This is a genomic window from Nocardioides albus (assembly GCF_014648255.1).
GTDB classification, from domain to species: domain Bacteria; phylum Actinomycetota; class Actinomycetes; order Propionibacteriales; family Nocardioidaceae; genus Nocardioides; species Nocardioides albus.
The window spans coordinates 25,386-38,114 of sequence record NZ_BMQT01000004.1 but is presented as its reverse complement, the minus strand read 5'-3'; the positions used below and the strand labels follow the sequence as shown (position 1 = coordinate 38,114).

Here is a 12,729-nt window from a genome sequence, read left to right as displayed (position 1 = left end):
CCGGTTCTAGACGGGACGGTCCAGCCGGCCGAGCCGGTGGCCGAGCGCGGGGGTGACGCGGTCGACCCAGGTCGCGGTGATGTGGGAGTCGTCGTAGTAGGTGACGACGTCGCCGACCACGAGCGGGCAGCGCTCGGAGCAGACGAGGTCGACGATGTCGACGTACGCCGCCTCGGTCCCCTCGAGCGCCTCCTGGGTCACCTCGTTGGAGTCGACCTCGGTGCCGTCGGCCTTCACGACGCAGTCCTCGAGGAGGTTGCGGGCGTCGGAGAGGCACTCGCCGGGGTCGTTGTCGACGGCGGGGACATCGGCGAAGACGCGTACGTCAGGGGTGATCTTCTCGAAGGAGCTGACCCCTTCGCGTACGCCTTCACGCCACTGCTCCTCGGTCGAGACGCCGTCGCGTTCCTCCATGTCGAGCATCCCGCGGGCGCCGACGACGATCGTGTCCGGGTCGAGCTCGGCGATCTGCTCGTTGGTCCACTTCCGGAAGTCCTCGCACTCCTCGACGGTCATCTTCGAGGATTTCTGCTTCACCCCGTACGCCGCGCACCCGAGCTTCACGAACGGGACCAGCTTCACGTTCTGGCGTTCGGCCAGGGTGTCGAGCGCCGGCAGCCACATCCCGATGTGGGAGTCGCCGACGACGGCGACGGTGCGATCGGCCTTGCCGTCGCCGTAGACGCAGTCACCGTCGAGCTTGGTCTCGCCGTGACCCGCGTAGCAGTATCCGCCGCGCTCGGCCCATGAGTCGGTGGCGTCGAACTCGACCTCCGGGGGCAGCGGCGCACCCTCCTCGGCGGCCGCGACCGTCTTCTTCAGCACGCCGGTGACCGGCTTGTCATCGGTCTCGAGGACGTCCGGGTTCTCCTTGAACCACTCTTCGGCGTTGGCCTTGGCGACGTCGACCTGATAGCCGGCGTACGCCTGGGAGCTCGTGCTCGCGACCAGGGCGAGAGCAGCGGCGGCGGGCCAGAGGGCGAGCGCGCGGCGGCCCTTGGTGAGGTGCGGGATCTTGTGATGCTGGAAGGGCATCTCGATCCAGTGGTAGCTCGCCGCGGAGGCGGCCAGGATGAGCGCCAGCATGATCAGCAGCTGGCGTACGCCGCCGCCAGGGATCGCCGCGGGAGCGAGGATCAGGATCGGCCAGTGCCACAGGTAGAGGCTGAACGAGATGTCACCCAGGTAGCGGAAGGGCTGTTTCGAGAGCAGCCAGCCGGTCGGCGTGGCGGGGCCGGCGACCAGGAGGGCGACCGTGGCGAGCACCGGGACCAGGGCGTGCCAGCCCGGGAAGTGGGTCGCCTCGCTGAAGCTGGCGGTGGCGTAGACGAGGGTGCCGACACCGGCGATGCCGAGGGCTGCCGCGGCGAGACGACCGGTCCGCGTCGCGCTGGTCACGACCTGGAGCCGCCCCGCGACGCAGGCGAGCAGGGCGCCGGCGGCGAGCTCGAACGCCCGGGCGGGAGTGGAGAAGTACGCCGTGGTCGGGTCCGCTGCCGTGACGTGCAGCGACCACGCCAGGCTGATCACCGCCACGAGCGCGGCGAGCGCGGTGATCGCGCGGCGACGGTGGTGCTTCGGGATCCAGAGCGCGACGGCGAGCACGAGCAGCGGCCAGACGACGTAGAACTGCTCCTCGACCGAGAGCGACCAGTAGTGCTGGAACGGCGAGGGCGCGGCGTTGTGGAAGTAGTCGACGGCTTCGCTGGCGAAGTGGACGTTGGCCAGGAAGATCGCCGCCCAACCCGCGTCGCCCGCGATCTGGTCGGTGCGGGTCTGGGGCAGCACGATCGCGCTGTAGGCGAGCACGACAAGCATCGTCGCCGTCGCCGCCGGCAGGATCCGGCGGGCGCGGCGGGCGTAGAACTGGCTGATGCTGACCGTGCCGCTGCGATCGGTCTCGCGCAGCAGCAGAGTGGTGATCAGGAACCCGGAGAGGACGAAGAAGACGTCCACCCCGACGAACCCGCCCTCGAACCCGGAGAGCCCCGCGTGTCCTGCGATCACCAGACCGACAGCGACGGCACGGAGACCTTGAACATCGGCGCGCCAGTTCGAACTCATTCGAAGAAGGCTATGTCAATGGCCCGGTTGGGTCATAGTCGACAGTCCCGCTGGGTGGTCCTTCTCGCCGATTCTTCAGGGATCTCTCAGTGGGGACTCATCGTCAGAGCCGTTCGCGGAGCCAGGCGAAGTCGCTCGCGTGCTCGGCGGCGCCGCCGGGGGTCTCGCAGATGACCGGGGCGGCGGCGTCGCGGACGACGTTGGCCAGCAGGTCGGGGTCGATCTTGCCGGCGCCGAAGTTGGTGTGGCGGTCGGCTCCGGAGTCGAACTCGTCGCGGGAGTCGTTGCAGTGGACCAGGTCGATCCGGCCGGTGATCTTGCGGACGTCCTCGACGACGGTCTCGAGCGGGTTGCCGCCGGCATGGGCGTGGCAGGTGTCGAGGCAGAAGCCGACGCTCTCTGCGCCTTCGGCGGTGGAGATGGCCTCCCAGACGCCGGCGATCCGGTCGAGGTAGCGGGCCATCGCGTTGTCGCCGCCGGCGGTGTTCTCGATCAGCAGCGGGACCTTGATGTCGGTCGCTTCGACCGCCTTGCGCCAGTTGTCGAAGCCCTTGGCAGGGTCGTCGTCCTTGTTGACGTGCCCGCCGTGGACGATCAGGCCCTTGGCGCCGACCTCGGCCGCGACATCCATGTGCTGCTGGAGGAGCTTGCGGCTCGGGATCCGGATCCGGTTGTTCGTCGTGGCGACGTTGATGATGTAGGGCGCGTGGACGTACAGGTCCACCCCTGCTTCCTCTGCGCGGGCCTTGAGGGCGGCGGCACCTTCGGCGTACGTCACGACCGGGCCTTTGTAGGACTGGGGGTCGCCCAGGAAGAACTGCACCAGGCTCGCGCCGCGCGCGGTCGCCTCGGCGACGGGGTCGGTCTGGTCTACGTGGGCACCGATCGCAACAGCCATGGACTCAGTCTAGGACTGGGCACCGACGATCCCCGGTCGAGATCTTGACTTCATACCTTACGGGGGTATGGTAGATCGCATGGACGAGCACACCGGGCACGAAGACCACGCGGATCACGGATACCTCCACAACAAGAACAAGGAGGCGTACCTCAAGCGCCTCAAGCGCATCGAAGGACAGGTGCGCGGGCTGCAGCGGATGGTCGAGGACGAGGCGTACTGCATCGACATCCTCACCCAGGTCTCCGCATCCACGAAGGCGCTCCAGGCGGTGGCTCTCGGGCTGCTCGACGAGCACCTCGGGCACTGCGTGGCTGGAGCGGTCCTGAACGGAGGCGCCGAGGCCGACGAGAAGCTCGCCGAGGCCTCTGCTGCGATCGCCCGCCTCGTCCGGTCCTGACTGTCGAGAATCCTACGATTCCAAGGAGAACCTCATGAGCACCCAGAACTTCACCGTCGTCGGCATGACCTGCGGCCACTGCGCCGCCTCCGTGAGCGAAGAGGTGACCGAGATCGCCGGTGTGAGCGACGTCGACGTCGACGTCGCCTCCGGCACCGTGACCGTCACCGCCTCCGAGCCGATCTCCGATGACGCCGTCCGTGCCGCCGTCGAAGAGGCCGGCTACTCCCTGGCCTGATCACGATGACCCCCACCGCCACCGCGCCCACGGAGCAGCAGCTCGAGATCGAAGGCATGACCTGTGCGAGCTGCGTACGCCGTGTCACCAAGGCCATCAGCCGTGTCGACGGTGTCGAGGACGCCAACGTCAACCTCGCCACCGAGACGGCGCTGGTGCACTTCGATCCCACTCGAACCGATCTCGCCGAGATCAGCGCCGCCATCGAGAAGGCGGGCTACCAGGCAGTTCTGAGATCGTCGACTGTCGACAATCCACAGGCACCCGCGCCGGACGAGGACGATCGGGAAGTGCGTCGCGCGGCAGAGCTCGTCCAGCTCAAGCGGCGGTGGGTCACGGCGCTGGCGGTGGGGCTCGGCCTGATGGCCTTGATGTACGTCCCGCTGCCCGTCGACGCCATGGAGCCGGTCATGTCGATCGTGCTCGTCGTCGCCGCGGTCACCCAGTGGTGGGCCGGCCGGGACATCTACGTCGCGGCGGTCCGAGGCATCCGCCACGGCTCGGTCGACATGAACACCCTGGTCACGCTCGGCACCGGCATCGCCTTCGCCTACAGCGCCTTCGTGACCTTGTGGATGGGCCAGGCCGAGGCCTGGGGCCTGCCGCTCCACCTCTATTTCGAGACCGCCCTGGTCATCGTCGCGCTCGTGCTGATGGGCCGCTGGCTGGAAGCACGGGCCAAGTCGCGTACGGCTGATGCGGTCAAGGCCCTCGTCGGCCTGATGCCGGAGACGGCCACGGTCGTCCGCAACGGTCGTGACGTCACGGTCCCGGTCGCGAACCTGCAGGTCAACGACCGGATCCGCGTACGAGCCGGGGAGAAGATCCCGGTCGACGGCCGCATCGTCGCCGGGGCGTCCTACGTCGACGAGTCCATGCTGACCGGCGAGAGCGATCCGGTGCGGAAGGCCGAGGGCGAAGTCGTCATCGGCGCGACGATCAACCAGACCGGATCGTTCGAGTTCGAGGCGACCGCGGTCGGCTCCGAGACCACGCTGGCGCAGATCATCGCGATGGTCGAGTCGGCCCAGGGTTCCGGCACCAAGCTGCAGCGCCTGGCCGACCGCGTCTCCGCGGTGTTCGTGCCGGTGGTCCTGGTCGTGGCCGCGCTGACCTTCCTCGGTTGGCTGGTCTTCGGCCCCGACGCCGAGAGCCTCACCAGCGCCGTCACTGCGGCCATCGCGGTCCTCATCATCGCCTGTCCCTGCGCCCTCGGCCTCGCCACGCCCGCCGCCGTCATGGTCGGCGCCGGCCGCGCAGCCGAGCTCGGCGTACTGGTCGGCTCGGGCGAGACCCTGGAGCGCGCCCGCTCCGTCACCGCCATCGTCTTCGACAAGACCGGCACGATCACCTACGGCAAGCCCGAGGTGTCCGAGATCGTCCCCGCCCCCGGCTGGACGCCGGACGCCCTCGTCCGGATTGCCGCCGCAGCCGAGACCGGCAGCGACCACCCCCTCGCCACCGCGCTCCGAGCCCGCGCCGAGACCCCCGCCGAGACGTCACTCGCGTCGGCCGAAGCGTCACCCCGGTCGGCCGAGACGTCATCCGGTGCCATCTCGGCCGACGTACGTGACGCCTCGGCCGACGCGCCTGACGTCTCGGCGTTCGAGGCACACCCGGGGCGCGGGATCAGCGCGGTCGTTGACGGCCGTCGGGTCGTCGTCGGAAACTCGGCGATGCTCGCCGAGGAGGGCATCGACGCCGCCGACAACGGCGCGATCCTGGTCGCGGTCGACGGCGCGTACGCCGGGTCTATCCGGGTCGCGGACCAGATCCGCGAAGAGGCCAAGGAGACCGTACGCCTGCTCGAGGAATCGGGCGTCGAGGTGCACATCCTCAGTGGTGACGCCGCCGCGACGGTCGCGAAGGTGGCCGACGAGGTCGGCGTACGTCACGCCGCCGGCGGCCTCCTGCCCGAGCAGAAGCTCGCCCGGATCCAGCAGCTCCAGGAGGACGGCAAGGTCGTCGCGATGGTCGGCGACGGGATCAACGACGCCCCGGCGCTGGCCCAGGCCGACGTCGGCATCGCGATCGGCACCGGCACGGACGTGGCCCTGGCGGCCTCCGACATCACGCTGGTCGGTGGTGACCTGCGCGGCGTGGTGACCGCGCTGGCGCTCTCCCGTCGCACCGTCGCGACGATCAAGCAGGGCCTGTTCTGGGCGTTCGCCTACAACGTTCTCCTCATCCCGGTCGCCGCGCTCGCCCTTCTCGACCCGGTCCTCGCCGGCGCCGCGATGGCGATGAGCTCGGTCAGCGTGGTCACCAACGCGCTGCGGCTGCGCGGCTTCAAGCGGCCCGAGACCGCCGAGGCGTACGCCGGCCGTGGCTTCCTCACCAAGGCCCGTGACGGTGGATATCTGCTGGTCACCGCCGTGATCGCGCTCGCGATCGGTGCCACGCTGACCTACGCGTCGCGCAGCGAGCCGGCGCAGCGTGGGATGAACGGCATCCTGGAGTGGGCGCAGGGGATGAGCCCGATGCGGCCGTCGATGACGGAGACGCACGAGGTCGACGTGGCCCCGGTCGCCTCCGACGAGTCGGGCATCGATGTCGCGATCATGCGCCGCGAGGGTGGGCTCCGGTTCCTCGTCACCGACGCCGAGACCGGAGATCCCGTGACCGACCTCGGTCGCACCCACCAGGCCTGGATGCATGTCATCGTGACCAGCCAGGATCTGTCCTGGTTCCGTCACCTGCACGCCGAGCCGACCGGCCGCCCGGGGGAGCTCGAGACCGACGTGACCTTCCCCGCCGGAGGCACCTACCGCGTCGACACAGAGTTCCGCCGGCGCGCGGACATCGCAGATGTCCTCGACCGGCAGCAGCTCACGATCGAAGGTGCGCAGCCCCCGGCCGTACCGCTCGAGGCGAGCCCGAGATCGTCGACTGTCGACAATCTCACCGTCACGCTCGAGGGCGCGGTGGTCGCCGACCAGCAGAACGACCTGCACTTCAGGTTCGAGGACAGCACCGGGAAGATTGTCGACGATCTACAACCCTATCTCGGGGCAGCCGGCCACGTGGTGGTCATGAGTGCCGACGGTGGCACCTTCGTGCACGGTCACGCAGAGGGGTCCGAGCTGGCGGTCCCCGGGACGTCGTTCGGTCCCGAGCTCGGGCTCCACCTGGACGTACCCAAGGCCGGTCTCTATCGCCTATGGGCCCAGTTCCGGCTCGCCGACGACGAGGTGATCACGGTGCCGTTCACTGTCGAGGCCGTCGATTCGGCCGGCGAAACCGCTGGTTGATACGCTGACGCGTCCCCCTCCACAGATGGAGACGGGACATCGCATCAGCCCTCCTGCCATGGAGAGACCATGGCCGCCGAGTCCGTAGGAGGTGGAGAACGCTATGCGCGCCTATGAAGTAATGGTGATCCTCGAGCCCAGCCTCGATGAGCGCACCGTCGCCCCGACCCTTGACAAGTTCCTGAAGGTCGTCACCAACGATGGTGGCACCGTCGAGAACGTTGACGTCTGGGGACGTCGTCGTCTGGCTTACGAGGTCAACAAGAACGCCGAGGGCATCTACGCCGTCGTCAACCTGACCGCCGAGCCGAAGACCGTTCTGGAGCTCGACCGCCAGTTTGGCCTCAACGAGCAGATCCTCCGCACGAAGGTCATCCGTCCGTCCAAGTGACGCGGATGTCACCGTCGGTAAATGTCGGTGCCGGGCCCTATCTTTGGGCTCTAGGTAACAACTCCTGACCGACACCGACAACCAGATCAGACTCAAGGGAGATCTCATGGCAGGCGACACCGTCATCACCGTGATCGGCAACCTCACCGACGACCCGGAGCTTCGCTTCACGCCGTCGGGTGCAGCCGTTGCCAACTTCACGATCGCTTCGACGCCCAGCAGCTTCAACCGGCAGACCAACGCGTGGGAGGACGGGGAGACCCTCTTCCTGCGCTGCTCGATCTGGCGTCAGGCTGCTGAGAACGTCGCCGAGTCCCTGCAGCGCGGCATGCGTGTCGTCGCTCAGGGCCGCCTGAAGTCGAGGTCCTACGAGACGCGTGAGGGCGAGAAGCGCACTGTCTTCGAGCTCGAGTGCGACGAGATCGGTCCGTCGCTCCGCTACGCGACCGCCAAGGTCACCAAGGCCAGCCGCCAGTCCGGCGGCCAGGGTGGTGGCCAGGGCGGTGGCGGTTACAACCAAGGCGGCGGTGGCGCTGGTGGTTACAACTCCGGCCAGGGCGGCGGCTACGGCGGCCCCCAGGGCGGTGGCCAGCAGCAGGCTCCGACCGGCGGCAACGACCCGTGGGCCTCGCCGGCTCCGCAGCAGCCCGCCAACGCGGGCGGCGGCGCGCCGGCCAACGACCCGTGGGCGACCCCGGGCGTGGGCAACGACGAGCCCCCCTTCTGATCAACAGATCCACCATCCGAATCCCTCAACCATTCCGGCGCATGCCGGGCTTCTAGAAAGGAAGCACCACAATGGCCAAGGCAGTGATTCGCAAGCCTAAGAAGAAGGTTTGCCAGTTCTGCAAGGAGAAGGCGACCGGTGTCGACTACAAGGACGCCACCCTGCTCCGTAAGTTCATCTCCGACCGCGGCAAGATCCGTGCGCGTCGCGTGACCGGCAACTGCGTCCAGCACCAGCGCGACGTGGCCATCGCCGTCAAGAACGCCCGCGAGGTTGCTCTGCTGCCCTACACCTCCACCGGTCGCTGAGGAGGATCGACATGGCTACCAAGATCATCCTTCAGCAGGAGGTCACCGGGCTCGGTTCCGCCGGTGACGTCGTCGAGGTCAAGGACGGCTACGCCCGCAACTACCTGATCCCGCGTGGCGACGCCATCCGTTGGTCCCGCGGCGCAGAGTCGCAGGCCGAGTCGATCAAGGCTGCGCGCGCGGCTCGTTCCGTGCGCGACGAGGCTCACGCCGCCGAGATCAAGACCAAGCTCGAGTCCAACACGGTCAACGTGAAGGTCCGCTCCGGCAAGGACGGCCGCCTCTACGGTGCCGTCACCGCCGCTGACATCGCCGCCGCGGTCAACGAGACCACCGGCGAGTCGATCGACAAGCGCACCATCGCGCTGGGCAACCCGATCAAGGGCCTCGGTGCTCACGAGGTCTCCGTCAAGCTCCACGACGAGGTGTCCGCCAAGGTGGCCCTCAACGTCGTTCCCGCTTGATCTAGGGATTCCACAAGGCCCGCCTCCTTCGGGAGGCGGGCCTTGTCAGTTTTCGCCGAGACGTCTCGGCCGACGCGGGTGACGCCTCGGCTCAGAACTTGTCGGCCAGCTCGGTCAGCTTGGCGACGTACGCCGGCCAGTCGTACTCCGTGGGGATGTTGTCACCGGGCTTGCGCCAGCCGACCGCGCCGTCGGCCTCCTCGCGGAGGATGTCGGCCTGGCCGCCGTGGCCGGCGAGGTCGGAGAAGAGGTGCACCAGCATCTGGTGCAGGGTGACTTCCTCGCCGTCCCAGTGCGGCACGTGGCCGATGGCGTCCAGCGGAAGCGCGTCGATCGTCTCGTTCCCATGGGCGATGACCCGACGGTAGAGCCCGATGATCCCCTCGAGCGTCTCGTCCTCGGTGGCGTACCAGTCAGCCTGCGGGTCGACCTCGAAGACCTCGTCCGGGATCAGCGCGCCGGGCTCGGGGAACGGGCGGTCGAAGGTCGATCCGAGATAGACGGCCTCGACCCCGGTGACGTGCTTGATGATGCCGAGCAGGTTGGTGCCGGTCGGCGTACGCGGCAACCGCGCCTCTCGCTCCGAGAGATCCTCGACCTTGGAGATCAGCGCCTCGCGGCGGGTATCGATGTAGGACTTCAGTGTGCTCTTGGGGTCGACGGGCATGCCCTGACCCTGATGCCAAACCGGAATCGGCGCAACTGAGTTGTGCTGGCTCGCTCAGACGCCGGTGACCAGCCAGCGGTCAGACCGCGCCCGGAGGGTCAGCACCACGAACCGGGCTCCCATGAACCCGACGGCGAAGGAGATCCACACCCACACCAGCCCCCCGCCGAGGACGACGACGAGCGCGACGAGCGGAACGTAGGCGACGAGCGTCCAGACTCCGCCCCAAGCCAGGTAGCGGCCGTCGCCGGCGCCGATGAGCACCCCGTCGAGAACGAAGACGACGCCCGCGATCGGCTGTGCGACCGCCGCCACGAGCACCACGGGCACCAGCAGCTCCTGCACCGCCGGGTCGCCGGTGAAGAGTGCGCCGAGGAACGGGGCGAGAGAAGCGAGGAGTACGCCGGCCGCGACCCCGATCACGACACCCCACCACACCATGCGGGCCGTGATGGCCCGGGTCTCGTCGGCGTCTCCAGCTCCCAGCGACCGCCCGGTCAGCGCCTGCGCGGCGATCGCGATCGCATCGAGCACGAACGCGAGGAACGTCCACAGCGTGAAGGCGATCTGGTGGGTCGCCAACCCGACGGCCTGGTCGCCGACGGCGAGATGGGTGACGGCGTAGGTCGTGGCCAGGAGCGCCAAGCGCAGCGTCAGTGTGCGCACCACGAGGGCCACGCCGGCCCGCGCGGAAGCCCGGATGCCAGGCAGGTCGGGGCGCAACGGCGCACCCTCCTTGCGGGCGGCCCGCACCACGACGTAGGTCAGCATCGCGGCGGCCAGGATCTGCGCGATCACCGACCCGATCGCCGAGCCGGCGATTCCGAGGCCCGCGCCGTAGACGAGAGCGACGTTGAGCACGATGTTGAGTACGTTGGCGACGACCGCCGCGACCAGCGGCGTGCGGGTGTCCTGCAGTCCGCGGAGCACGCCGGTGGCGGCGAGCATCATCAGCAGAGGTGTGACCCCGAGGACGGCGATCCGGAGGTACGTCGTGGCCGGACCGACCACCGCGTCGCCCGCGCCGACCGCTCGACTGAGCGGCTCGGCCAGAACCATCACCGGGACCGTGACGACGACGCCGATGATGACGGCGAGCCAGATCCCGTCGATCCCCTGCCGGAGCGCGCCGGCGGTGTCCCCGGCACCGATGCGGCGGGCGACCGATGCTGTGGTGCCGTACGCGAGGAAGACACAGAGGCCGACGATCGTCTGCAGCACCACACCTGCGACACCGAGACCGGCGAGCTCGCTGGTGCCGAGGTGACCCACGATCGCAGAGTCGGACAGCAGGAAGAGCGGTTCGGCCACGAGGGCCAGGAACGCCGGGATCGCGAGTCGCCAGATCTCCTTGTCGAGACCTCGGCGGTCGGTCTTCGAGTGGGTCTTCGCATCCGCCGGGTTCTTCACGGCGTCAAGGTTAAACACCGTCCGCTCGGAGCGCTTTCCAGGGCAGGTGGAAAACCTGTGGAAAACGTCGTTGCGGCGCTATGTCGACAAAACGCCCGTATCGGCACAACCATGTCGGTCGTCAACCCGGATGGGTGACGTACTTTCTTTCGTCCACAGCCTCGGGAGAGTGAAATCCCAGGTCAGAGGCGCTCTGGTGGTGATTTTGCACCAGTTATGCACAGGCGGTTCCCCAGGCTGTTCACAATGACCAGGGGCTCGTCCACCGCTATCCCCTAGTTATCCCCAGGGCCTGTGGATAACTAGGTGTCGCCGATGTGGTCTGCGACGTAGGGTCGCGGAGACTTGAGGGTGTCGTCGAGGGTGGGCCGAGGACTGCGCGAGCAGGACTGTCGGTGCTCGCCCGTAGCGTGGGCAGGGACTCGATCAAGACCACGTCGCGACGATCGGCAGACCAGGGAGGTTATGGGAATGAGCGTCACCGAGACCGGCTCGATGGGCGGTCCGGGCGACTTCCCGGAGCCGCCGTTCGAGGAATGGGGCGACGGCCCCGCGGCGTACGAACCAGGCAATGCCCCGCGCGCGGTCAACGACCGCACGCCGCCGCAGGACATGGCAGCCGAGCAGGCCGTTCTCGGTTCGATGCTGATCTCGAAGGACGCCATCGCCGACGTCTCCGAGACGCTGCGCGGCACCGACTTCTACCGGCCGACCCACGAGACCATCTACGACGCGATCATCGACCTCTACGGTCGCGGCGAGCCGGCTGACATGGTCACCGTCGCCGACGAGCTGCGTCGCAAGGCCGAGCTCGACCGCATCGGTGGCGCCCCCTACCTGCACACGCTCGCCTCCAACGTCCCGATCGCGGCCAACGCGGGCTACTACGGGGAGATCGTCCGCGAGAAGTCAGTCCTCCGCCGCCTGGTCGAGGCCGGCACCAAGATCGTCCAGATCGGTTACGCCGGCGAGGGCGAGGTCGACAACATCGTCGACGAGGCCCAGGCCGAGGTCTTCAAGCTCACCGACAAGCGCTCGGGCGAGGACTACTCTCCGCTCGCCGACATCATGGACGGCGTCCTCGACGAGATCGAGGCGATCTCCAACCGCGAGGCCGGCCTCTATGGGGTGCCCACCGGGTTCGCCGACTTCGACGAGCTCACCAACGGTTTCCACGGCGGTCAGATGATCATCGTCGCGGCCCGTCCGGCTATGGGGAAATCAACGCTCGCCTTGGACTTCTGCCGCGCGGCCTCGATCCACAACAACCTGACCAGCGTCTTCTTCAGCCTTGAGATGAGCCGCTCCGAGATCACCATGCGTCTGCTGAGCGCAGAGGCGAAGGTGCCGCTCAACCACATCCGCAACGGCAACATGTCCGACGACGACTGGAACAAGCTGGCCCGCAAGATGGGCGAGGTCTCCAGCGCTCCGATGTTCATCGACGACAGCCCCAACATGACGATGATGGAGATCCGGAGCAAGGCCAGAAGGCTCAAGCAGCGCCATGACCTCAAGCTGATCGTCATCGACTATCTCCAGCTGATGAGCTCCGGCAAGAAGGTCGAGTCCCGCCAGCTCGAGGTCTCCGAGTTCTCCCGCCAGATCAAGCTGCTGGCCAAGGAGCTCGAAGTCCCGATCATCGCGTTGTCCCAGCTCAACCGTGGCTCTGAGCAGCGTGCCGACAAGCGCCCGGCGGTCTCCGACCTGCGTGAGTCGGGCTCGCTGGAGCAGGACGCCGACATGGTCGTCCTCCTCCACCGCGACGACGTCTACGAGAAGGAGTCGACCCGCCCCGGCGAGGCCGACGTGATCATCGCCAAGCACCGTAACGGCCCCACCCGAGACCTCGTCGTCGCCTTCCAGGGTCACTACAGCCGTTTCGTCGACATGGCCCACTGAGCCCGGCTA

General features: G+C 68.1%; 12 protein-coding genes. 8 read left to right on the top strand and 4 right to left on the bottom strand.

Annotation, left to right across the window (positions count from 1 at the left end; genetic code table 11):
- Positions 1-6 precede the first annotated feature (6 nt).
- Together IEY84_RS09190 and IEY84_RS09185 are read right to left on the bottom strand one after the other, a co-directional pair.
- Positions 7-2,064, bottom strand: coding sequence for an acyltransferase family protein (locus tag IEY84_RS09190; RefSeq protein WP_183542338.1), 2,058 nt, complete (start codon positions 2,062-2,064; stop codon positions 7-9).
- 103 nt (positions 2,065-2,167) lie between these two features.
- Positions 2,168-2,962: a deoxyribonuclease IV gene (locus IEY84_RS09185; protein WP_183542336.1), complete on the bottom strand. Its 795-nt coding sequence runs from the start codon at positions 2,960-2,962 to the stop codon at positions 2,168-2,170.
- 79 nt (positions 2,963-3,041) lie between these two features.
- On the opposite strand from IEY84_RS09185, the gene IEY84_RS09180 reads away from it, so the two are divergent.
- The 7 genes from IEY84_RS09180 to rplI all read left to right on the top strand — a co-directional run bounded on the left by IEY84_RS09180 (position 3,042) and on the right by rplI (position 8,741).
- Positions 3,042-3,362: a metal-sensitive transcriptional regulator gene (locus IEY84_RS09180; protein ID WP_183542334.1), complete on the top strand. Its 321-nt coding sequence runs from the start codon at positions 3,042-3,044 to the stop codon at positions 3,360-3,362.
- 34 nt (positions 3,363-3,396) lie between these two features.
- Positions 3,397-3,600: a heavy-metal-associated domain-containing protein gene (locus tag IEY84_RS09175; RefSeq protein WP_183542332.1), complete on the top strand. Its 204-nt coding sequence runs from the start codon at positions 3,397-3,399 to the stop codon at positions 3,598-3,600.
- Between the two features lie 5 nt (positions 3,601-3,605).
- On the top strand, positions 3,606-6,851 hold the full coding sequence (locus IEY84_RS09170; protein WP_183542331.1) for a heavy metal translocating P-type ATPase: 3,246 nt from the start codon (positions 3,606-3,608) through the stop codon (positions 6,849-6,851).
- Between the two features lie 103 nt (positions 6,852-6,954).
- On the top strand, positions 6,955-7,242 hold the full coding sequence (rpsF, locus tag IEY84_RS09165; RefSeq protein ID WP_183542330.1) for a 30S ribosomal protein S6: 288 nt from the start codon (positions 6,955-6,957) through the stop codon (positions 7,240-7,242).
- 106 nt (positions 7,243-7,348) lie between these two features.
- The gene (locus tag IEY84_RS09160) at positions 7,349-7,969 is read left to right on the top strand and encodes a single-stranded DNA-binding protein (protein WP_183542329.1); all 621 of its coding nucleotides are present in this window, start codon (positions 7,349-7,351) and stop codon (positions 7,967-7,969) included.
- 71 nt (positions 7,970-8,040) lie between these two features.
- Positions 8,041-8,277, top strand: coding sequence for a 30S ribosomal protein S18 (gene rpsR, locus IEY84_RS09155; protein WP_008355445.1), 237 nt, complete (start codon positions 8,041-8,043; stop codon positions 8,275-8,277).
- Between the two features lie 11 nt (positions 8,278-8,288).
- A complete protein-coding gene (gene rplI / locus IEY84_RS09150; protein WP_183542328.1) occupies positions 8,289-8,741 on the top strand; it encodes a 50S ribosomal protein L9 in 453 nt (150 codons plus the stop codon).
- 91 nt (positions 8,742-8,832) lie between these two features.
- Here the strand turns inward: rplI and IEY84_RS09145 are convergent, their stop codons facing one another.
- Together IEY84_RS09145 and IEY84_RS09140 are read right to left on the bottom strand one after the other, a co-directional pair.
- Positions 8,833-9,408 carry a DinB family protein gene (locus IEY84_RS09145; protein WP_183542327.1) on the bottom strand — a complete coding sequence of 192 codons (576 nt, stop codon included), beginning with the start codon at positions 9,406-9,408 and terminating at the stop codon, positions 8,833-8,835.
- Between the two features lie 54 nt (positions 9,409-9,462).
- The gene (locus IEY84_RS09140; protein ID WP_183542326.1) at positions 9,463-10,818 is read right to left on the bottom strand and encodes an MATE family efflux transporter; all 1,356 of its coding nucleotides are present in this window, start codon (positions 10,816-10,818) and stop codon (positions 9,463-9,465) included.
- A 471-nt stretch (positions 10,819-11,289) separates the two neighbouring features.
- Between IEY84_RS09140 and dnaB the strand changes: the two genes are divergently transcribed.
- The gene (dnaB, locus tag IEY84_RS09135) at positions 11,290-12,720 is read left to right on the top strand and encodes a replicative DNA helicase (RefSeq protein ID WP_183542325.1); all 1,431 of its coding nucleotides are present in this window, start codon (positions 11,290-11,292) and stop codon (positions 12,718-12,720) included.
- The last annotated feature ends 9 nt before the right edge of the window (positions 12,721-12,729 follow it).

Coding starts and splice junctions, on each gene's coding strand:
- IEY84_RS09190 (WP_183542338.1), bottom strand. CDS start 2,064: ATGAGTTCGAACTGGCGCGCCGATGTTCAAGGTCTCCGTGCCGTCGCT.
- IEY84_RS09185 (WP_183542336.1), bottom strand. CDS start 2,962: ATGGCTGTTGCGATCGGTGCCCACGTAGACCAGACCGACCCCGTCGCC.
- IEY84_RS09180 (WP_183542334.1), top strand. CDS start 3,042: ATGGACGAGCACACCGGGCACGAAGACCACGCGGATCACGGATACCTC.
- IEY84_RS09175 (WP_183542332.1), top strand. CDS start 3,397: ATGAGCACCCAGAACTTCACCGTCGTCGGCATGACCTGCGGCCACTGC.
- IEY84_RS09170 (WP_183542331.1), top strand. CDS start 3,606: ATGACCCCCACCGCCACCGCGCCCACGGAGCAGCAGCTCGAGATCGAA.
- rpsF (WP_183542330.1), top strand. CDS start 6,955: ATGCGCGCCTATGAAGTAATGGTGATCCTCGAGCCCAGCCTCGATGAG.
- IEY84_RS09160 (WP_183542329.1), top strand. CDS start 7,349: ATGGCAGGCGACACCGTCATCACCGTGATCGGCAACCTCACCGACGAC.
- rpsR (WP_008355445.1), top strand. CDS start 8,041: ATGGCCAAGGCAGTGATTCGCAAGCCTAAGAAGAAGGTTTGCCAGTTC.
- rplI (WP_183542328.1), top strand. CDS start 8,289: ATGGCTACCAAGATCATCCTTCAGCAGGAGGTCACCGGGCTCGGTTCC.
- IEY84_RS09145 (WP_183542327.1), bottom strand. CDS start 9,408: ATGCCCGTCGACCCCAAGAGCACACTGAAGTCCTACATCGATACCCGC.
- dnaB (WP_183542325.1), top strand. CDS start 11,290: ATGAGCGTCACCGAGACCGGCTCGATGGGCGGTCCGGGCGACTTCCCG.